The organism is Asticcacaulis currens (assembly GCF_028550395.1).
Classification (GTDB): domain Bacteria; phylum Pseudomonadota; class Alphaproteobacteria; order Caulobacterales; family Caulobacteraceae; genus Asticcacaulis; species Asticcacaulis currens.
In genome coordinates this window covers 174130-194236 of sequence record NZ_JAQQKW010000007.1, presented here as the reverse complement: position 1 = coordinate 194236, position 20107 = coordinate 174130, and the positions used below count along the sequence as shown (strand labels likewise).

Annotated in this window: 15 protein-coding genes and 2 tRNA genes; 6 read left to right on the top strand and 11 right to left on the bottom strand. The window is 62.4% G+C overall.

Annotated elements, in window-relative coordinates; genetic code table 11:
• Nucleotides 1–143 precede the first annotated feature (143 nt).
• On the top strand, nucleotides 144–1925 hold the full coding sequence (locus tag PQU94_RS13205) for a transglycosylase SLT domain-containing protein (RefSeq protein ID WP_272741911.1): 1782 nt from the start codon (nucleotides 144–146) through the stop codon (nucleotides 1923–1925).
• Nucleotides 1926–2107: 182 nt separating this feature from the next.
• Here the strand turns inward: PQU94_RS13205 and PQU94_RS13200 are convergent, their stop codons facing one another.
• Nucleotides 2108–2779, bottom strand: coding sequence for a glycosyltransferase (locus tag PQU94_RS13200; RefSeq protein ID WP_272741910.1), 672 nt, complete (start codon nucleotides 2777–2779; stop codon nucleotides 2108–2110).
• A 5-nt stretch (nucleotides 2780–2784) separates the two neighbouring features.
• A complete protein-coding gene (locus tag PQU94_RS13195; RefSeq protein ID WP_272741909.1) occupies nucleotides 2785–4044 on the bottom strand; it encodes a class I SAM-dependent RNA methyltransferase in 1260 nt (419 codons plus the stop codon).
• Between the two features lie 291 nt (nucleotides 4045–4335).
• On the opposite strand from PQU94_RS13195, the gene PQU94_RS13190 reads away from it, so the two are divergent.
• Nucleotides 4336–4773, top strand: coding sequence for a YMGG-like glycine zipper-containing protein (locus tag PQU94_RS13190; RefSeq protein WP_272741908.1), 438 nt, complete (start codon nucleotides 4336–4338; stop codon nucleotides 4771–4773).
• An 80-nt stretch (nucleotides 4774–4853) separates the two neighbouring features.
• On the opposite strand, the gene PQU94_RS13185 is transcribed toward PQU94_RS13190, so the two are convergent.
• Nucleotides 4854–6032, bottom strand: a complete 1179-nt coding sequence (locus PQU94_RS13185) for a glycosyltransferase (RefSeq protein ID WP_272741907.1) — start codon at nucleotides 6030–6032, stop codon at nucleotides 4854–4856.
• Between the two features lie 145 nt (nucleotides 6033–6177).
• Here PQU94_RS13185 and PQU94_RS13180 point away from each other — a divergent pair, with 145 nt between their 5' ends.
• The 3 genes from PQU94_RS13180 to PQU94_RS13170 all read left to right on the top strand — a co-directional run bounded on the left by PQU94_RS13180 (nucleotide 6178) and on the right by PQU94_RS13170 (nucleotide 10001).
• Nucleotides 6178–7401, top strand: coding sequence for a hypothetical protein (locus PQU94_RS13180; RefSeq protein ID WP_272741906.1), 1224 nt, complete (start codon nucleotides 6178–6180; stop codon nucleotides 7399–7401).
• A complete protein-coding gene (locus PQU94_RS13175; protein WP_272741905.1) occupies nucleotides 7388–8644 on the top strand; it encodes a hypothetical protein in 1257 nt (418 codons plus the stop codon). Before PQU94_RS13180 ends, PQU94_RS13175 begins: the two co-directional genes overlap by 14 nt.
• A gap of 139 nt (nucleotides 8645–8783) precedes the next feature.
• The gene (locus PQU94_RS13170; protein ID WP_272741904.1) at nucleotides 8784–10001 is read left to right on the top strand and encodes a hypothetical protein; all 1218 of its coding nucleotides are present in this window, start codon (nucleotides 8784–8786) and stop codon (nucleotides 9999–10001) included.
• Between the two features lie 31 nt (nucleotides 10002–10032).
• Here the strand turns inward: PQU94_RS13170 and PQU94_RS13165 are convergent, their stop codons facing one another.
• From PQU94_RS13165 to PQU94_RS13150, 4 genes are all read right to left on the bottom strand, one after another.
• On the bottom strand, nucleotides 10033–12735 hold the full coding sequence (locus tag PQU94_RS13165) for a valine--tRNA ligase (protein ID WP_272741945.1): 2703 nt from the start codon (nucleotides 12733–12735) through the stop codon (nucleotides 10033–10035).
• A gap of 102 nt (nucleotides 12736–12837) precedes the next feature.
• Nucleotides 12838–13410, bottom strand: coding sequence for a DUF2497 domain-containing protein (locus PQU94_RS13160; RefSeq protein ID WP_272741903.1), 573 nt, complete (start codon nucleotides 13408–13410; stop codon nucleotides 12838–12840).
• Between the two features lie 244 nt (nucleotides 13411–13654).
• Nucleotides 13655–15097 carry a TolC family outer membrane protein gene (locus PQU94_RS13155; RefSeq protein ID WP_272741902.1) on the bottom strand — a complete coding sequence of 481 codons (1443 nt, stop codon included), beginning with the start codon at nucleotides 15095–15097 and terminating at the stop codon, nucleotides 13655–13657.
• A 326-nt stretch (nucleotides 15098–15423) separates the two neighbouring features.
• Nucleotides 15424–16053 (bottom strand): protein-L-isoaspartate O-methyltransferase family protein, encoded by a 630-nt coding sequence (locus PQU94_RS13150; protein WP_272741901.1) that lies wholly within the window; start codon nucleotides 16051–16053, stop codon nucleotides 15424–15426.
• 262 nt (nucleotides 16054–16315) lie between these two features.
• Between PQU94_RS13150 and PQU94_RS13145 the strand changes: the two genes are divergently transcribed.
• Nucleotides 16316–16389 (top strand) — tRNA-Cys (locus tag PQU94_RS13145).
• An 18-nt stretch (nucleotides 16390–16407) separates the two neighbouring features.
• Here PQU94_RS13145 and PQU94_RS13140 read toward each other — a convergent pair.
• From PQU94_RS13140 to PQU94_RS13125, 4 genes are all read right to left on the bottom strand, one after another.
• Nucleotides 16408–17721, bottom strand: coding sequence for a methyl-accepting chemotaxis protein (locus PQU94_RS13140; RefSeq protein ID WP_272741900.1), 1314 nt, complete (start codon nucleotides 17719–17721; stop codon nucleotides 16408–16410).
• A 291-nt stretch (nucleotides 17722–18012) separates the two neighbouring features.
• Nucleotides 18013–18087, bottom strand: a tRNA-Asn gene (locus tag PQU94_RS13135).
• 104 nt (nucleotides 18088–18191) lie between these two features.
• Nucleotides 18192–19556: a PleD family two-component system response regulator gene (locus PQU94_RS13130; RefSeq protein WP_272741899.1), complete on the bottom strand. Its 1365-nt coding sequence runs from the start codon at nucleotides 19554–19556 to the stop codon at nucleotides 18192–18194.
• A gap of 5 nt (nucleotides 19557–19561) precedes the next feature.
• The gene (locus PQU94_RS13125; RefSeq protein ID WP_013480598.1) at nucleotides 19562–19930 is read right to left on the bottom strand and encodes a response regulator; all 369 of its coding nucleotides are present in this window, start codon (nucleotides 19928–19930) and stop codon (nucleotides 19562–19564) included.
• Nucleotides 19931–20107: the final 177 nt, after the last annotated feature.

Sequence of the window (20107 nt, the reverse complement as noted above, 5' to 3'; positions counted from 1 at the left end):
GCCTCGTCATTAAGTTTTGGTTACTGTCCACAGGCGTCCGCACTTTCCCGCGCTGGCCAGGATGCACCGCTTCGACCCTTACTGATCGCTAGAGATCAGGTCCGAAGCCTCCCGATTTGGATAAACAACGACGGAGTGTTGCCTTGACCAGACCTGCGAGCCGCGCCCGCTACCGGCATGTCCTGCTGTCCGCCGCCGCGCTTGCTGCCGTCTGCTTCTGTGCGCCCGCCCTCGCCCAAACCCCCGTTTCGACCGGCGACAAGACTGTTGATTCCCTTCTGCGGGCGCCGCAAACCGCCTATCAGGGCGCGGTGCTGCTGGCCGCCTCTACCGCTGAGACGCCGCGCAAGCCCATCGCCTATACCAATCTCAGCAAAGCCGCTCCAAAGGTGCCCGCGGCGCTTGATCCCGGCCTGTCGCCGTGGGACGCGCAGCTTTATCAGGCGGCGTTTGACGCGCTCGACAAAGGCGATTTCGCCACCGCCGACGCCTCGATCGAAAAGATCGGCGACAAGAGCCTGATGGGCTATGTCGAATTCAACAAACTGTTCCACCCGGACTACAGCTCGACCTACGAAGAGCTGATGAGCTGGCTGGAGCGCTATCCCGATCACCCGCAGGCCATGCGCGTGTGGAATCTGGCCAAGCGCAAAAAGCCTGAGGGCGTCGAAGACCCGCCGTTCCCCAAACTGGCCGGGGCGCAGAAACTGTCTTCCACCAGCCTGCTCGACGGACCGCCGCGCAGCGAGGTCAAGGCGGGCACCGCCGGACCCGACTCGGCCCTGACGCCCAAATCGGCGCGGTCCGCCTATAATGACGGCAAGCTGGATCAGGCGCTGAAACTGGGTGTGCAGATCGGTGATCGCTGGGTGGCCGGTCTCGCCGCCTACCGCCTCAAGCGCTATGACGAGGCGCTGAAACACTTCGATTTCATCGTCAACGACCCCAGCCAGAGCGCCTGGAGCCAGTCGGGCGGTGCCTACTGGGCCGGTCGCATGGCGGCGAAGATGGGCCATAAGGGCGACGCCGAGCTATATTTCAAATACGCCGCCTCCTTCCCCTTTACCTTCTATGGCCTTTTGGCCGAACAGCGTCTGGGGGCCGAACCCGCCGTCGTCCGCGCCCAAAAGGGACAGGCTCCGGTCTTTGCCGAAGAAACGCGCGGGGCCTATACGGCCAAGCTCAATGCCGACTTCAACTGGGCCAAAAACGACGCTCAGGCCCGCCGCGTCTCCATGCTGGTGGCCGTAGGCCGCAAGTCTGACGCCCGCACCGAATTGCAGACCGCCATCCAGCGCTCACCGGATCAGCAGACGCGCAGCAACTGGCTGGCTCTGGCCGATGCGCACGATCTGTCCGTATCGCAAATCCGCACCTCGGACCGTCTGTTCGATCCGTCCAACTATACCATCCCGGATTTCGAGCCGAGCGAAGGCTGGCGCATAGACAAGGCGCTGCTGTTCGCCATCGCCAAAAAAGAGAGCAAGTTCAACGCCAGGGCCAAGAGCTATGCCGGGGCCTATGGCCTTTTGCAACTGATGCCGGCCACCGCCTATGTGGTGACGCGCGATTCCAGCCTGATGAGCAATCCGGACAAGCTGCTCGACCCGGCGGTCAATCTTCAGGTCGGTCAGACCTACATGCTGAAGCTGGCGGCGTCGGGTATCAACAGTTCGGATCTGTTCCGCGTGGTGGCTTCCTACAATTCCGGCGAGAAGTGGGTGCAGGACGCCATGCGTTCGCTGGGCGATGAGGCCGACTCGCTGCTGGTGATGGAATCGATCCCGGTGGCCCAGACGCGGCAATATGTCGAAGAGGTCGTTGCCTCCTACTGGATCTATCGTCAGATCATGGGCAAGCCGTCAAAGACTCTGGCGCTGGCCGCGTCTGACGCCAAGATCGTCGATATTCTGGCCGATAAGTAGCTTCGCATTTAACGCCGAAGCCAGTTTGACCTCAAAAATCAGGTCCGATTTGGCGATATGCTCAGTAACCACAGATTACACAGATTTCACAGATTGGCGCTTCGCGCCGTTGAGCGTGCGGTTCTATGATCCGCCTCATTGAAACGTCGCTATCTGTGAAATCTGTGTAATCTGTGGTTTATCTACGCCTTTTTCACCGGCGGCTTGGGCGGGAAGCCCAGCAGGTACAGCACAAAGCCGCCCGCCTTACCGAACAGCGACAGGTACCAGCTCCCTTTGCGGAAGCGCTCGCCATTGGTGGTCAGCGATACCGGAATGGGCCGCAGGCGCGCCCGGCCCAGCGCGAGGTCGATGCTCAGGTCTTCAAACGCCACCTGATCCTTATAGCCGCCCACAGCGTCATAAAGGGCGCGCGACAGGAACAGGCCGTGGTCGCCCGACGGGATGGCCAGCCAGCGGGAATTGAAGGCCACCACCTCAGCCCAGAAGCTGGCGAACCACGACGGATCGTCAAAAGCCAGTCGAAAATAGCCGGCGCGCAGCGGAAAATGCTTCATGTGGTCGCGCACATGGTCCATCCAGCCGTCGCCCAAGAGCGAGTCGGCGTGCAGGATCATCAGCCAGTCGCCCTTGGCCGCCTTACACCCCTGCCACAGTTGCAGACCGCGGCTGGCATCGGCGTGCAGCACGGTACAGCCCGTGGATTCGGCGATTTCCAGCGTCGCGTCTTCCGAGCCACCATCGACGATGATCACTTCCTTGATCAGGCCTTCGACCACCGCCGGAACCAGAGCGCCTAGGGTGCGCACCAGTGTGGCTTCGGCATTGAGGGTGGGGATGACGACAGAGATCAAGGCAGTTACCGCGAAAAGACGCCGACCAGCTCGACATGGCCGGACCACAGGAACTGATCTATAGGCGTCACCCGATCCAGTTGAAAGCCCGCCTCGGTCAAAATTTTGGCGTCGCGGGCGAAGGTCTGCACGTTACAACTCACGCCGACGACGCGCGCCACCTGTGAGCGGGCGATCTGCTGCGCCTGCGCCTCGGCCCCGGCGCGCGGCGGGTCGAAGACCACGGCGTCCCAGCCGGCCATTTCCTCGGCCACCACCGGCGCGCGGAACAGGTCGCGCGCTTCGACCGTGATCGGTTTCAGACCCGGTGCACGGCCAATGGCGGCCTTGAGTGCCCGCACTGCCCCCCCGGCCCCGTCAGCGGCATAGACCGACGCCGCTTCGGCCAGCGGAAAGGTAAAGGTGCCCGCCCCGCAAAACAGGTCCGCCACGCGTTTGGCCCCTGCCACCGCGTCCTTGACCAGCGCCACCATATTGGCCTCGGACGTCGCGGAGGCCTGCAAGAACGAACCGGTGGGCAAGTCCACCGTGGCGCGGCCGAAGCGCACGCTGGGCAGATGCGACTGATAGAGGATGTCATCGGCCATCGAAATACGCGCCAGACGGATATCCGATGACTGCGCGATCAGGGCGATCTCCATGCGCGCCTGCGCACTCAGACCGCCGCTTTTGCTGCGCTCGATCCCGCGCACATCGACGTCGAGCCCGGTATCGGAGACGGTCACCGACAGGATGGGGGCGGATTTCGGATGCTCAAACAGGTGAGACGCGATTTCTGTCAGCACAGGTAGGGCCGCAATCAGGCCCGGATCGGCCACCGGACAGACCTCGATCTTCACCTGATCCCAGGAGCGCCGCCGCTTGTAACCCAGCTCGGTACGCACCGTCTTGCCCTGACGATATTGCTTGGCGTGCAGACCGACACGACGGCGCGTGGCGGGCGGCGTGGTCAGAATGGGCGCGATTTCGGTCTCCAGCCCCGCCCGGCGCAGCACGGTTTCGACATTGGCGCGCTTCCAGTCGCTATAGGCCGCCCTCTCCCAATGTTGCAGGCTGCAACCGCCGCACTGACTGAAATGCGGACAGACCGGGGCAACGCGCTGAGGGGACGGCGTCACCACCTCGATCAGGCGGGCATGGCCGTCCCTGGGCGCGGAAGCCCGCACGGTCTCACCGGGCAGGGTCAGGGGCACGAACACGCCGTCCGCCGTCACACCGTCGCCCTGAAAGCCGACTTTTTCGATGGTAAGGGTCACATTACTCATGGGCGGCTAATAAAGGAGTTGGGGTTCAAAGCTGAACAAAAATTTTGAAAAAAGTTATGCGTCAACACAGGCCGCCCTCCCGACTTCAAGCGCAATAGGGGCCATTATGCATTGATATTTCAAATATTTTCGGAAAATTCCAGCCCGTACAGCCCGCAAAAGAAAATGCCAAGATGAACGAAGATGAACAGGGTTCTCAAAAACCGTTCAGGTTGGAGGGCCTATAAAGGTCCTCATCAACGACGGGCTGTCCCGCCGCGGAATGGAAATAAACCCGAAAGGAAACCCACCATGACCAAGTTCAACACCACGAAAAAGATCGTCCTGTCGGCCGTGGCCTCGGCCATGGTTCTGAGCGCCGGTCTGGCCGGTACCGCCTCGGCCTATGACCGCTACGACCGTTACGATCGCCGCGGCTATTCGGAAGCCTGCGCCGAGCGCAAGACGAATAACAAGACCAATGGCGCGGTTCTGGGCGCCGTTGCCGGTGCCGCCGTCGGTAACGGCGTCTCGGCCCGCAACTCGCGCACCGAAGGGACTATCCTGGGTGCCGTCGTCGGCGGCCTGATCGGGGCCAAGGTCGGTTCGGACAATACCCAGTGCCAGTACTACGGCAGCCGCGACCGTTACGATGACCGCTATGACCGCCGCGACCGCTATGACGACCGTTACGACCGTCATGACCGCTACGATCGTTACGATCGCTATGACCGTCGTGATCGCTACTAACCCCCCCATTCCCTGAGTTCAGAGGATATCCAGGCCCACTGACGCCCTGCACCTCTCCCCCTTGGTGCAGGGCGCTTTTTTTAGTTTGTGCCTTTTTTCTGGTTCCAGGCGAAGGCCTTGGCCCCCCAGTAGTTCCACACGCCGCTGAGCAGCGCCGCCGACACCCCGGCTGCGAACCAGTGGATACCGAAATAGTCCTTCAGCAGGATCGCCACCCCGAGGCTGAGCAGCGCCCCGATTGAACAGGCGAAGTAGAAGCCCAGCAGACCGGTAAGCATCGGCCAGCCTTTCAGGCGCTTGTCGCGGAAGGTCAGGACGTTGTTGATGTAGAAGTTCCACGTCATCGACAGCCAGATGGCCAGACCGTAATTGATGATGTCGTCGTAGCGCACCTGATAGCGATAAAGCGGCAGCCCCCCATCAACGCGCAGCAGCGAATGGCTGAGCGCCAGAACCAGCGCATAGACGAAGGCTCCCGAGACACCGACCAGACCGAACAGCACAAAGCGCGCCGAGATGATGCCGTTGGTCGCCTTTTCAACCAGCAGCGCGCCGAGGTCGAGCACGACGCGGATATCGAGCTTGGACTCGCCGCCCTGACGCTGACGCAAAGACGCCTTCACCTCGCCGAAGCGCGGGCGCACCTTGGTTGAGGCCACCAGATCGACCAGAATCTTGAAACCGACGCCGGTCAGGTTCGGGCGCGCGGTTTCGTACCAGTCGCGCGTCATCATAAAGCAGCCGCTCATCGGGTCGGTCAGGGGTGCTTTCAGCACCAGACCGGTGGCCAGCGTTGCCGCCTTGGAGCCCAGATCCCGGATAAAGCTCAGGCCCGTATCCGTCTTGCCGATATAGCGCGAGGCGCAAACAAGGTCCTTGTCGCCTTTGAGGATCATGTCCGCCAGGGCGCGGATGGCCACGGGATCGTGCTGGCCGTCGCCGTCCATAATGCCCAGCACGCGCCCGCGCGCTATGTCCCAGCCCTTGATGGCCGCCGACGACAGGCCACGCTCGCCCTTACGCACAAACAGGCGCACACGCGGGTCGGCCTTGCCCAGATCGGTGACTTCCGCCGCCGTATTGTCCTTCGAATCGTCATCGACCACGACGATTTCGAAATGGATGCCGTTCAGGTGTCCGGCAATCTCGGTGATCACGCTGCGGATGGCCGCGCCTTCGTTCAGCGTGCAGATGATGAGGCTGAGATCGGGCGCGGTAACGTCCGGGGCTTTGTCAGCGGCAAAATTTGCGTCTGGCAAAAACAACTCCTGAAACTTATGGTGCAGGCCTGTGGCCATCTGGGTCGCGGTATATAACAAACTTTTGATTTGGCATAGCGGCATCACAATGGCGCGACGCCGAAGCGGCCTTAAGCGGAGGCCGCGGGGCTGTGTTGAGGTGTGGATGAAACGGTTTCCCCCGGCGGTGCGTATCGGGCTGATTGTCTTGGTGTTTTTTCTGCCCCTGCTGTCTGGCGTTCTGGGTAAGATCGCCAAATCCCACGCCTGGTTCGGCGACTATCGCGCCGTGGCCTGCGGCGCGCAAAAGGTCATCGACGGCGGCGCGCTGTACGATCTAAACCTCCAATGCGACGCGCTGGAGGGCACGACAGCGGTCTATGTCTATCTGCCCGTCGTCGCAGAAACCTTTGCCGTCGTGATTCGCCTGATCGGTCAGGACGGCCTGATCTGGCTCTATGGCGCGCTCTATGTCCTCAGTCTGGCGATATTGCTCGGGGTGACCTACGCGCCTCGGCCCAAAACGGGCGAAGGACCTCATCCCACCCTGCTCGACAAAATTCCCTTTGCCGCCTTCCTGACCGGCAGCGCGGTGGTGTGGGGCAATATCGCCGTCCTGTGCCACGCCGCCGTGCTGGGCTCAGCGCTGGTCGCCAAGCGCTATCCGTGGCTGTTCGCTGCCGTGGTCGCCGTGTGCGGCGTCATCAAGCCGGTCTTCCTCACCTATCTGCTGGTGCTGCTGTTTATCGACCTGCCGCTGGCAAAGCGTCTCGGCTGGTCCGCCCTCGCCGCCATCGCCGGGCTTTTGCCGACCGTCCTGTTTGCGACTGACGGCTCGGCCCTGTCGCAAAGCTGGCGCGCCACCCTGTCGGGGTTTGTCTATACGACCACGCCGGGCGAAAGTTTTTACGGCTGGCTGGGCCTCGTGGGCCTGCGCGGCGACAGTGTGGGGGCCAATCTGGGCTGGCTGGTCTTTGCGGGCCTGATGGCCCTGAGCGGCCTTGCCATCGCCGAAGGGCTGAAACTCGACACCCGCGCCCGCATCTGGCTGGGCCTCAGTCTTGGCGTCCTGACCATTCCACGCCTGATGTCGCAGGACGTGTTTCTGATCGGCGTCGGTCTGGCCTATATCGCCTTGTATAGCCCCACCCTGACCGCCGTCTCCAAACCCTTGCGCGTCCTGAAGGATCGCGGCCGCACGATTCTCACCGTCATCTGCGTCTTTTGCCTGATCGGCGGCGCGGCGGAACTTGGCGATTTCACCATGCGCATCAGCACGTTACTTTTAAGTCTTTACGTTCTGGCTGTGGGGACCCTGACCTTTGCCCAGCGCCGCGACGCCATCCTGACCGCTCTCCTGTTCCGAAAGTCTGCCCGTGTCCCTGACTGAATTTTTCCGCAAGCCCCGTCCCGACGCCCTGACGTGGTTGCAGGCGCACACGCAGAAAAAATCCACGCGCTTCTGGTTCCTCTTCCTGATCAGCTTTTCGGTGGTCAGCCACCTGCTGGGCCGTCTGGTCAAGGGCAAGTGGTGGATGAACGATTTTGACGCACTGATCTGCGGGGCCGACTATATGCGGCGCGGCCTCTCGCCCTATGTGCATGAGCCGATGTGCGAGGGGCTGAAGGCGGCCCCCTATGTCTATGCGCCGCAAATCGGGGCCTTTCTGCGCCCGGTCATAGAAGTGACGGGGCTGACCGGGGCGCGCTGGCTCTATGCGCCGTTTCTGATTGCCGCCCTGCTGGTCATTGCGTGGTACGGCCTGAAACGCAGCTTCCCCAACCTGCCGCTGCATATCCGCCTGCTGGGCTATACCATCGTCTCCGGCTCAGCGGTATCCTGCGGCAATATCGCCGTCATCTGCCACGCCGCCGCCATCGGCACAGCCCTGATGATCCGCCGCACCCGCCTGCCCTTCCTGCTGGTCGTGCTGGTGTCGTCGATCATCAAGCCGGTCTTCCTGACCTATCTGATCGTGCTGATGTACGATGCAAGGCCCCTGCGCTCGCGGCTTGTGTGGTCCGCCGCCGGGGCCGCCATTGGTATCGGTCTCTATGTGTGGATTGGCCGCACCGCCGGGCCGCTGTATGAGGTCTGGCAAAAGATCATCTACGACATCACCCTGATCGAGCAGCCGGGCTATACCTTCCTCGCCTGGGCCGAATGGATCGGGTTGCGCGCCGATCATCCCGCCACCCTGATCGCCTTTGCCGTCTATTTCCCGATCATGGCGCTGGCCGGGCTTCTGCTCTGTGATCTCGGTAAGCTCAGTCTCGACACGCGCCTCCTGATCGGATTGGGGATGGCGCAACTGATCAATCCGCGCATGATGTCCTACGACATGCTGTTCCTGCCCACCATGCTGGCGGCGGTCGTTATGGTGGCGCGCGATTACGGCGAGCGCATCTTTTCTCCGGTATCATGGACCTTTTTGTGGATCGGCGTCGCGGGCTTTTTCATGGCCGTCCTGCCCATCAAGGACTTCAAGCCCGCCGACATCATGTCCCCGGCCTTTGTCGCCCTTGTCCTGTGGGTCAGCCTGATCGTGATCCGGCAAAACAAGGATATCATCCGGCAGACCCTGAAAAATCCCAAGCCTTTTATGGGTGCTATTTTACAGGGACGCCTGTAGGCCCGGACACCAAAAAGGACCGGAAACGACATCATTGCCCGGTTTTTGCCACGACTGCGAACCGCCGGACACAGAGTGTCCTTAGTTTCATCCACATGAGCAGCGACCTGTCTTTTCTTTCGATACAGGGAGAAAAGATATGGCCCCCAGTGCCCGCCTGACGCACCTGCCCCCGCTGTGGTGGGGCGCTTTATGCTCGCTTCCGGTTTTGGGGGGACTGGCCGGGCGTTTTGTGCGGGGCACGCCGGGCTTTGAGGACTTCGATGCCGTCACCTGCGCGGGCCTGACCCTGCTGAAAGGCGGCAACCCTTACGACCTCACCCCGGCCTGTGCAGGGTTGAAAAGCGCAACCTTTGTCTATGCGCCGCCGGTCGTCGAAGGCGTGGCCTTTGTGATCGCGCATCTGGGGGCCGACGGATATCGGCTGCTGTTCGGTGGCCTGTGGCTGCTGGCGCTCTGCGGGCTGAGCGTCTATGCCGTCAAATTCGCCCTGCCGGAGGTCGATATCCGGCTGAAACTGCCCCTGCTGGCCCTGTTTACTGGCGGCTGCATCGCCTGCGGCAATATCGCCCTCCTGCTGCATGGGGTGGTGCTATTGGGGGCGCTCAGTCTGCCGCGACGGGTGTGGCCGTTTCTGCTGGCCGTCACCGTCGTCAGCCTGATCAAGCCGGTTCTCCTGACCTATCTGATCGTTCTGGCTTATATGGACCGGCCCGTGCGCTGGCGCCTGGGGTGGACAGCGGCGGGCGTCGTGGCGGGCCTGAGCCTCAGCCTGTGGGTGCTGCACAGCCCTTCGTCGCTCACGCCGCTGTGGAAAGATACCCTGTCGCAGGTGGTGCTCAGCGACCAGACGGGCATCAGCTATTTCGGCTGGCTGCATGGGTGGGGCATAGACAGCACCTCGCCGGTCGCCCTGTCGCTTCTGCCTGCGGTGATGGGGACGCTGGCCCTGTCGGGGCTGGCTCTGGCGGAACTGGGTCAGCTCAGCCGAAAGGAACGGCTGGTTCTGGGGCTGGGGCTAGCGCAGGTACTCAATCCGCGCCTGATGGATTACGACCTGCTGCTGGTGGTGCCCTTTGGCGCGCTGCTGGCGCATCTGGTCGCGCGGCAGGGCGGCCGCTGGGCCCGCGTCAGCACGTGGGGGCTGATCGGCCTGACCGGGAGCATATTGGTGCTGAATGAGATCGAGCAGCGCGCCATCCTGCCCGTGCCCCTGACCCTGCACCTGATCAGCCTTGTAACCGTCGCGCTAGCCGGCACGCTGGCCTTTCAACAGCGGGCACAGGTGGTGCGTGCCGTGGCGCGCCGCCTGCCACTGCGGAGCAGACGTCTGCCGCCCCTGCCCGCAGCGGAATGAAAAAAGCCCCGGCGTAGACCGGGGCTTTGGGTTACAGGGCCGCTTTCAGCCGTTCCAGCGCCGCCGACAGGCGGGCCTTGCCGTCCTCGGCGTCTTTCAGGCGTTCCTGATTCTCGGTGATCACCTCTTCCGGGGCCTTTTTGACGAATTCCGGGTTGTCGAGCTTGCGCCTGGTCCCGTCGATCGTCTTGTCAAAGGCGGCGATGTCCTTGGCCAGTCGCGCGGCCTCGGCCTTCAGGTCGATGAATTCGGCCACGCTGAGGTTGCCGGTCGCCTCGGCGATCACGAAGGGCACCGAGCCCACCGGTGCCGTTTCGGCCACGCCGACCTCGCCCAGACGCCCCAAGAAGAGGATCAGGTCGCGGTGCGTGCTCAGCCAGCCCTGCGTCTGCCCCCCGGCCCCGGTGAGGGTCAGCGGCACCTTGGCCGAGCCCGGCACGTTCATTTCCGAACGCACACTGCGCACTTCTGAAATCAGGTCGATCAGCCAGTTAATCTCGGTATCCGCCGCGGCATCAATGGCCGCCGCGTCATAGACCGGCCACTGTTCGACGATCAGTAAATTAGCGCGGCCATCGGTCGCCGCCCACAGTTTTTCGGTGATGAAGGGCATGACCGGATGCAGCAGGATCAGGCACTGATCCAGCACCCACGCCGTCATGGCGCGGATTTCAGCCTTGGCCTCGGCATCGTCGCCATTGAGGATAGGCTTCGACAGTTCGACATACCAGTCGCAGACGACGTTCCACACGAATTTATACAGGGCATTGGCCGCGTCATCGAAGGCGCAGGCTTCCAGCGCCTCGGTGACGATCTTCACCGTCTTGTGCGTCTCGCCGCGGATCCAGCGGCTGAGCGTCAGCTTGACCGCCGACGGGTCGAAGCCGGCCACCGCCGCGCACTCGTTCATCTGGGCAAAGCGGTGGGCGTTCCATAGCTTGGTGCCGAAATTGCGATAACCTTCAATGCGTTGTTTGGCCAGCTTGATGTCCCGGCCCTGCCCCGACATGGCGGTCAGGGTAAAGCGCAGGGCGTCGGCACCGAATTCGTCGATCAGGACCAGCGGGTCCATCACATTGCCCTTCGACTTCGACATCTTCTGGCCCTTCTCGTCGCGGACAAGGGCGTTGATAAAGACGCGCTGGAAGGGGGCCTTGCCGGTAAAGTGCAGGCCCATCATCATCATGCGGGCGACCCAGAAGAAGATGATGTCGAACCCGGTGACCAGCGTGTGCGTGGGGTAGAAGCGCTCCAGATCGCGCGTCTGTTCCGGCCAGCCCATGGTCGAAAACGGCCACAGGGCCGAGGAGAACCAGGTGTCGAGGACGTCTTCGTCTTGAGTCAGTTCAACCGCTTTGCCGTAATGCGCTTCAGCGGCGGCGTACGCCTCTGCATCTGACATTTCGACAAAGCACTGGCCGTCCGGACCAAACCACGCCGGGATGCGGTGGCCCCACCAGAGCTGGCGCGAAATGCACCACGGCTCGATATTGCGCAGCCATTCGAAATAGGTCTTTTCCCAGTTCTTCGGCTCAAACACCGTGCGGCCGTCTTCGACGGCGGCCAGCGCCTCCTTGGCCAGCTCAGCGGCATTGACGTACCACTGATCGGTCAGGAAGGGCTCGATCACCACGCCCGACCGGTCGCCGTGCGGCACCATGTGTTTGGTCTTTTCGATGGCTTTCAGCCAGCCCTCTTCCTCGGCGCGGGCGATGATCGCCTTGCGCGCCGCGAAACGGTCCTGACCGCGATAGGATTCGGGTACCTCGTCATTGAGGGTGGCGAACGGCGTCAGAATATTGATCAGCGGCAGGTTATGCCGCTTGCCGACCTGAAAATCGTTGAAATCGTGCGCCGGGGTGATCTTCACCGCGCCGGAGCCCTTGGTCGGGTCGGCATAGTCGTCACCGACGATAGGGATGCGACGCCCGGTGATCGGCAGGATGACGTCCTTGCCGATCAGGGCCTGATAGCGTTCATCGTCCGGATGCACGGCCACGGCGGTGTCGCCCAGCATCGTTTCCGGGCGGGTAGTCGCCACGACGATATAGTCACGGGTCTCAAGGGTGTCATTGCCCTCTTCGTCCTTGACCGGATACTCAAACGTCACGCCGTCCGCCAGCTTATAGGCAAAGTGCCAGTAGTGGCCATCGACCTCCTTCTGCTCGACCTCAAGGTCGGAGATGGCGGTCTGGAAATGCGGGTCCCAGTTGACCAGACGCTTGTCGCGGTAGATCAGGTCCTCTTTATAAAGCTGCACGAAGACCTTGCGCACGGCGGCCGACAGGCCCTCATCCAGCGTGAAGCGCTCGCGCGACCAGTCGCACGACGCCCCCAGACGGCGCAACTGGCCCTGAATAGTGCCGCTGCTTTCGGCCTTCCACTGCCACACCTTTTCGACAAAGGCGTCACGGCCCATATCGCGGCGACCGACATTGCCGGCGGCGGCCAGTTGACGCTCGACCACCATCTGCGTGGCGATGCCCGCGTGGTCGGTGCCGGGCAGCCACAGGGCCGCCTTGCCGCGCATCCGCTCAAAGCGCGTCAGCACGTCCTGAAGCGTGTTGTTTAGGGCATGGCCGATGTGCAGGCTGCCCGTCACATTGGGCGGCGGGATGACGATGGAAAAGGGTACGGCGCCTTCGTCCTCGCTCGGCTTGAACGCACCGGACGTTTCCCACATCTCATAGAGGCGCGGTTCAACGGTTTTGGGGTCGAAGGTCTTTTCCAGCATGGTCTTTTCGATAAATTCGGCAGAAACAACAAGAGCGGCGTCCTTAACATAGGACACCGCTCTGGTAACAGGTAAAAAAGCGTTTTGCGCTTAACGGCGCGGCTATCTGCGCGCCTGGCGGGCGAGACGTTCCACTTCCTCACGCACCGCGGTTTCAACGATGCCCGGCAGATTGCCGTCCAGCCAGTTTTGCAGCATCGGGCGCAGAATTTCGGTCAGCAGGTCTTCGATGGTGCGACCTTCGCGCGGCAGCAGGCTGGCGCTGGTCAGTTGACCAAAGGCCGACACCGCGCTCTGAACGGTGCGCTCGGACACCAGATGCGAAGTCGTGTCGTAATCGACGCGCGGCGCGGGTCTGGGGGCCGGTGCCGGGGCGGCCGCCGCGACGACGGGTTCCGGATCGAAGGCATCAATATCGCCGATGGACAGAGCCGGCTTATGGGCCGCGACGGGCGTCGTGAGCTCCAGCACATCCTCTTCCTCGACTTCCATTTCCGGCTCGTCTTCCGGTTCCGGCTCCGCCTCAAAGCTGACTTCGTGCTCAGGCGCGGCCGCCGCAACTTCGGGCTCCGGCGCAGGCTTGGCCTTGTCTTCCGGCGCATCGTCCTCGGAAATGATCCGGCGGATCGAGGCGAGGATTTCCTCCATCGTGGGTTCGTGGGCGGTTTCGGACATGTCGGTGAATCACTCGAAAGGGATAATCTGCGCCATAAAGACACGGCTCTGGGGTTTTTGGCAACTGTTAAGCGATCTTTGCTCGCCCTATTTTCGCCTGACAGGTTCGTTCCTGACCTGCCGGAATCGTCTGCACAAGTGTGCGGCGAACAGGGTTAATAAATTTTAAACCATCCCGGCAAAAACAAGGGCGGCAAGGCTCTGAACCCCGCCGCCCCCCCGGCTTTTGAGACGGATACGCGCCTTAACGCGTCCGGACGATCTCGCCCGACGAATCGGCCACGCCATCGAGCGCGCGAATCACCGGCTCCAGAGGCGTCATGCCCTTACGCTTGACGGCATCGAAGTTTTTGGCCGGATCGTAGATTTCGGCCTGCGGCGTCAGGCTGCGGGCTTCGAGGTCGCCCATTACCGCCAGCACCTGAGAGGCGGCGACATATTCGGCGCGTTGCGCATTGATGAGCGCCAGTTGCGCCTGACGCAGTTCCTGCTCGGCGTTCAGCACTTCGATATTGGTGCGCAAACCGACCTGCTGCTCGTACTTGACGCCTTCGGCCGCCACCGAAGCGGCGCGCACCTGCTCCTGATTGGCCTCAGTCGCCGTGCGAGCCGCCGCCATATTGGCCCAGGCGGTCGAAACGTTCTGCACCACATTGCGGCGCGCCAGCTCAACGCTGATCTTTTGCGCCGTATAGCCTTCGGTGGCCTGACGCACGCGCGACGAATTATAGCCGGCGCTGAACAAAGGCATGGTGAAACGCAGGGTGGCCGTGGCCGCGTCACGCTCATCCAGCCCCTTGAAATCACTGGTCGGCGCGCTGGTGGCGTAGCCGGCCCCCAGCGTCACGCGCGGCCCCAGACCCGACTTGGCCTGAGAGACGCGGGCACGGGCAGCGGCTTCGGCCCACTTGGCCGCGCTCAAAGACGGGTTGTTGGCTTCGGCGCGATCGAGTGCGGCGTCAAATGTGCCCGGCAGATTGGGCAGGCCCGGTACCGGATCGAGCGCCGTCGGCGTCTGACCCACAATGGCCACATATTGCGCCCGGCTGGTGTCGAGCTGCGCGCGCGCCTGCGCCAGAGAGGCGGAGGACGCCGCAAGACGGGCTTCGGACTGCGCCACATCGGTACGCGTCAGTTCACCGGCTTCGAAGCGCGCCTTGGTTTCGTCCAACTGACGCTTGAGAACGTTATAGTTTTCCTCGCCGATGCGCAGGGCTTCCTGATCGCGGCGCACGGCGGTATAGACGCTGATGACGTCGCTCAGGACCTGAGCCTCAACGGCGCGCAGATCCTCACGCCCGGCATTGACGTCGGCCTCAGCCGCCTTGACGCCCGACGACAGGCCGCCGGAGGCAAACAGGGTCTGGCTGGCATTGAGGTTCAGACCGGTTGTGGACTTGGTCGTGCCGGGGCTGGCAACGTCGCTGTAATTCACGCTGGCCCCGGCATCGAGCGTCGGCCCAAGGCCGGAGCGCGCCTGCACATAGGTCTCATCCGTCGAACGCTGCTGGGCGCGGGCGCGTTGCAGGGTCGGGTTATTGGCATAGGCAAGTGTAATGGCGTCGGTGAGCGATTCCGCGAAGGCCGAACCCGCCCCCAAAGTCAGAGCCGACACCGTCAAACCGGCCAGCAGGTACGCGCGCAGTCCCTTACGGCCACCGGCAGGCTTGGACGAAAGCTTAAGCATCAAAATGATTCCCTTGGTATGGACAGCGCCACCCCCCGCCCGGCGGTCTTTCGACCCCGCATTGCGATGCGTTGCTGCCTTTGAACTGACCCGCACACTGCCAGAAGCCAGAGGCTTTGGCGAGTTACGGTTTTTTCACCTACGTTTTTCTTTCGTCCTCAGACCAGAGCCTGCGTCGGCACAGAGGCGCCGCTTCATGGCTTTCCTTTTTTGTAAGGCCTTATATTTTTCAAAAAACAGAGCGCCCTTTTCTGCATGAGGCTCGAAAAAAGGGCTGCGGTTGAGTACCGCAGCCCTTTGAAATTCGGGTCAGAACCGGAACGGCCTCAGAAAACGAAGGCCGGGGCCTTGGTAAATCCGGGCAGGACGGCGGTGGCGGCATTGAAGACAAAGGCTTCCGAAACGCCGCTTTTCAGGCGGGTATATACGCGGGCCTCACCGAGAGCCCCATTGCGCACCACGACACCCAGACGGCCATGCAGTTTCAGGGCGGCGAACCATTCGGCCGGAATGTCCTCTACGGCGCCTTCGCTGACGACGATGTCGTATTCCCCGGCGACCGGGGTCTTGAGGTCCTGCACGACCAGCGAGATGCCGAGCATTTTGAGATAGGGCTCGACCACGGTCTGGACGCGGGCATCGGCTTCCTGCACCGTGACATTGAGGCCGGCGTGCCTGAGAACGGCGGCGGCATAGGGCGCGCCGATGGCCAGCACCGTCTGCCCAGCCACGGGCTTGAGCGCGTGCAGCAGCTTGGCGAGGTCGCGCGGCAGCATCAGGGCGCGGCCCGGCGCGATCTGCGGCTCAACATCGCCGTAGGCGGCGAAGCCCTGCCCCGGCGCAACCAGACGCTCGCGCTCAATATGCCGCATGGCCTTTTGCAGCGCAGGATCGGTGACGTCGTTCACCCGCACCTGAGATTCAACCATGTTCTGACGGGCGGCGAAGTAATCCATCTGAGCCTCGAAGCATATAGACGACAGGAGTCGTGTCCTTATCCCGCGCTTATAGGCGTTTGCGCGACGCGCTTCAATGCACCGCACACCCCGGTTTTGCATTTTTCAGGAAAAGTGACAGCGTTCGCGGCCGGGGCGCGCCGACCGCAAGCCCTGCGCAACCCTTGCGGTCCCAAATCCAAAAATTCTGTATATAAACCGTGACAATCCCATTGCAGCCGCAAGGCCGATCTGATAGCTGACCCTACCGCTATTTTAGTGAGGCCTGATGGCGGAGCGGTTACGCAGCGGATTGCAAATCCGTGTAGGCCGGTTCGACTCCGGCTCAGGCCTCCAAATCTCCCCAAAATCAAACTACGCCGCGCGCAGTGAGCGGATAAAGGCTTCGATTTCGCCCTTCAGGTCGCCCGCCACCGCCTGAACCGAGCGCGATTCGAGCGATACCGTGCCCGCCGCCTGATCCGTGGCGGCGGCGACGTGGCGCACGGCGACGATATCGCGGCCCACGCTCTGCGCGCCGGAGGCCAGGGCATCGACCGTGCTGGCGATGTCGCGGGTGGCCGATTGCTGGGCGCTGACCGCCTCGGCAATGCCGTCGGCCGAAGCGCGCAGTTCCTGAATGACGCCGACGATATGGCCGATGGCCTCGACGGCCTGAGAGGTGTCCGACTGGATGTGCGTCACCTTGTCCGTGATGTCACGGGTAGCCTTTTCGGTCTGCTGCGCCAGCGTCTTGACCTCGGAGGCGACGACCGCGAAGCCCGCCCCCGCTTCACCGGCGCGCGCCGCTTCGATGGTGGCATTGAGCGCCAGCAGGTTGGTCTGACGCGCAATGCCCGAAATAATGTCCACCACGGCGCTGATTTCCTCGGCGCTGCGATTGAGTCGCCCCATGATCTCGGAGGTTGCTTCGCTTTGGCCCACGGCCTGCGCCGACACTTCGGACGAGGCGACGGCGGCCTGAGCGATGTCTGAGGCGCTGATCGACAGGCTTTGGACGGTTTCTGCGACGTGGTGCGCCTGCCGCGAGGTCGCCTCGGCGGTGGCGGTGACGTTTTCAATACGCGACACAGCCCCTCTGGCCTGCGCGCTCATGGTTTCCGCCGAATCGGTCATGGCCTCGGACGAGCGGCCCAAGCCCTCGATCAGCGCCGACACCTGCACGTGCAGGCGTTCGCCCATGTCCTGAAGCGCCTTCTGACGCGCCTGCGCCAGCACCTCGGCGCGGCGGGCGTTTTCGGCCTCCAGCGCGATCAGTTCGAGGCCATTGCCCCGGAAGATTTGTAAGGCCCGCGCCATGGCCCCGATTTCGTCGGAACGCTGCGTCCCTTCGACCTCGGCTGCGAAATCGCGCTCGGCAAAGCGCGACATCAGGCGGCTCATGCGCTCCAGCGCGCTGAACACTTCGCGGTCGAAATAGATGGCGGCGATCAGGCCGGCCACGCCGATGGCGATGGCCACGCCCCAGATACCGGCGCGGAAGGCCTCTGCGGTCGCCAGCAATGGCTGCAATTGCGCCTGCCCTTGAGGGGCGGTGCCTATGGCCGCCTCAAGGCCGCGGATAACCGCCTCCTGATGCCCGAGGGTGAGCGCCGTCAGCGAAGCCAGCACCAGCAGAAACAGGGCGAAAAGGCCGCGGATACGGGCCTTGATGGGCGGCAGGGTCACGGCAATGACTTTCAACGCAAAGGGGAGATGGCGCCATGCAAGCGGATAGCGGTTAACAAGCCGTTGCGAACCGGGGGAAAAACCGCCAAAATCGGCATAACGCGAGTCTTTATATTAACCCTTCATTAAGGCAAATCGGGTCAACTCAGTCTGTCTTTGCTTTTTTGAAGACACCCACCATCACCAAACTTTTCAACCCGGTCTTCTGGCCGGGTTTTTTCTTGGCGTCAGCCGGGCGCAAGACATAAAGAAGGCCCTGCGCGCGGGGCGGCAGGGCCTTGTCTTTTTAGCTGGCTCCCCGGGCAGGATTCGAACCTGCGACCAATCGATTAACAGTCGATTGCTCTACCGCTGAGCTACCGAGGAATGTTTCACCAGCGAGGAGGCGGCGTATAGCAAGGCTTTGGGGACGATGGCAAGCCTAAAGCTGAAATTTATCCACGACATTGCGCAATAACCGCTGTGGCGGCTCAGGCGGCACGCAGGATCACGCGGTTGCGCCCGGCCTGCTTGGCCTCATAGACGGCTTCGTCGGCGCGTTTGATAAAGGCTTCCAGCGTGTCGCCAAGCCCCAGCAGGGACGACACCCCGACCGACACCGTGACATCCAGCGTGCGGCCGTCGGGCAGGTCAAAGGGGGCTTCGGCGACCGCCTGACGCACCCGCTCGGCTATGGTCTGGGCCGCCTCACCGGTCGTGTCGGGCATCAGCACCACGAACTCTTCGCCCCCCAGACGGCAGGGCATGTCGATGGCCCGGACATTCTGGCTGACGCGGCGGGCAAATTCCTTCAGCACCTCGTCGCCGGCATCGTGACCAAAGCCGTCATTGACGCGCTTGAAGTGGTCGATATCAAGCAGGAGCAGCGAGACCGGGTCTTCGCTTTTCAGATGGCGGCGCATCAGTTGCGTCAGTTGCAGGTCCATAAAGCGGCGATTGTTCAGGCCGGTCAGCGGATCCGTGACCGCCAGTTCCAGCGAGCGGTCCAGACTGGCGCGCAGAAAATCCGCATAGCGTTTGCGGCGGATCTGCCCCCTCGCCCGCGCCAGCAGTTCCTGCAGGTCCACCGGTCGCGGCAGGACATCGCTGACGCCCAGTTCCAGCCCCTTGAGCAGGGTTGGGCGTTCGTCCGGATTGAACAGACCCAGCACCGGCAATGGGCGCGTCAGTTCGGAGGAGCGCAAATGCGCCACGAACCGTAAGGGGTCAAATTCGCGCGCCGCCAGGTTCAGCACCAGCAGGTCCACGCGCCCCGAGGCGATTTTAAGGGCCGCCTTGGGATCCGTCTCATAGGCGCAACGGTGCTGTTCCCCCAGCGCCACCATCAGGCGTTCGGCCTGACGCACCTGATCGTCCAGAATCAGCACATTGCCGGGGGCCGCCATCTGACGCTGCAACTGGGTGGCGTCGATCAGGCCCATACGGCGCGACGACTGCTCGCGCTGACGCAGTTCGTCAGACAGGTGTTTGAGCCGCACCAGCGCCTTCAGACGCGCAAACAGGATGACGTCTTCGACGGGCTTGGTCAGAAAATCATCGGCCCCGGCTTCGAGCCCGGACAGGCGATCATCACGTCCATCCAGTGCGGTGATCAGGATGATAGGGATATGGCGCGTTTCCGCCAGTTCTTTAAGCTGACGGGTGACTTCGTAGCCATCGACACCCGGCATCATAACGTCGAGCAGGATGATGTCCGGCTGTTCCAAAATGGCCATGTCAATGGCTTCGGCCCCCGAATGGGCGGTCACCACATCGTAATAGTCGGCTTCCAGCTTGGCCTGCAACAGGCGGACATTGGCCGGAATATCATCAACGACCAGAACCTTGGCTGTCATGCCGCCTATCCCAGATAGCGGCGGACGGTGTCGAGAAAGTGCGAAACCGAGATGGGCTTCGAGATATAGGCCTCGCAGCCGCCTTCGCGAATACGCTCCTCATCGCCCTTCATGGCAAAGGCCGTCACGGCCACGACCGGAATATGCGACAGCTCATCGTCTTCCTTTAGCCACTTGGTGACTTCGAGGCCGGAAATCTCAGGCAACTGAATATCCATCAGGATCAGGTCCGGACGGTGCTTGCGTGCCAGCGACAGGGCCGACAGCCCTTCACCGGTTTGCAGCGTCTCATAGCCCTGCGCATCGAGCAGGTCATGAAACAGCTTCATATTCAGTTCGTTGTCCTCGACGATGAGAACCTTTTTCGCACTCATAAATCTTGTTCCCGTCTGTGGGTCACGATTCGCGGCCCCCGCCGTGGTCTGAGTACGGAGCCTAGCTCAACTGTCTTAAGCCGAGGTGAAAGGGATGGAAAGAAAGTGTAAATGCCACCTATCGACGCCTCGCGCCGGAATGCCTATAAGCGAGGCCTTATACGCAGGGTCATTGAA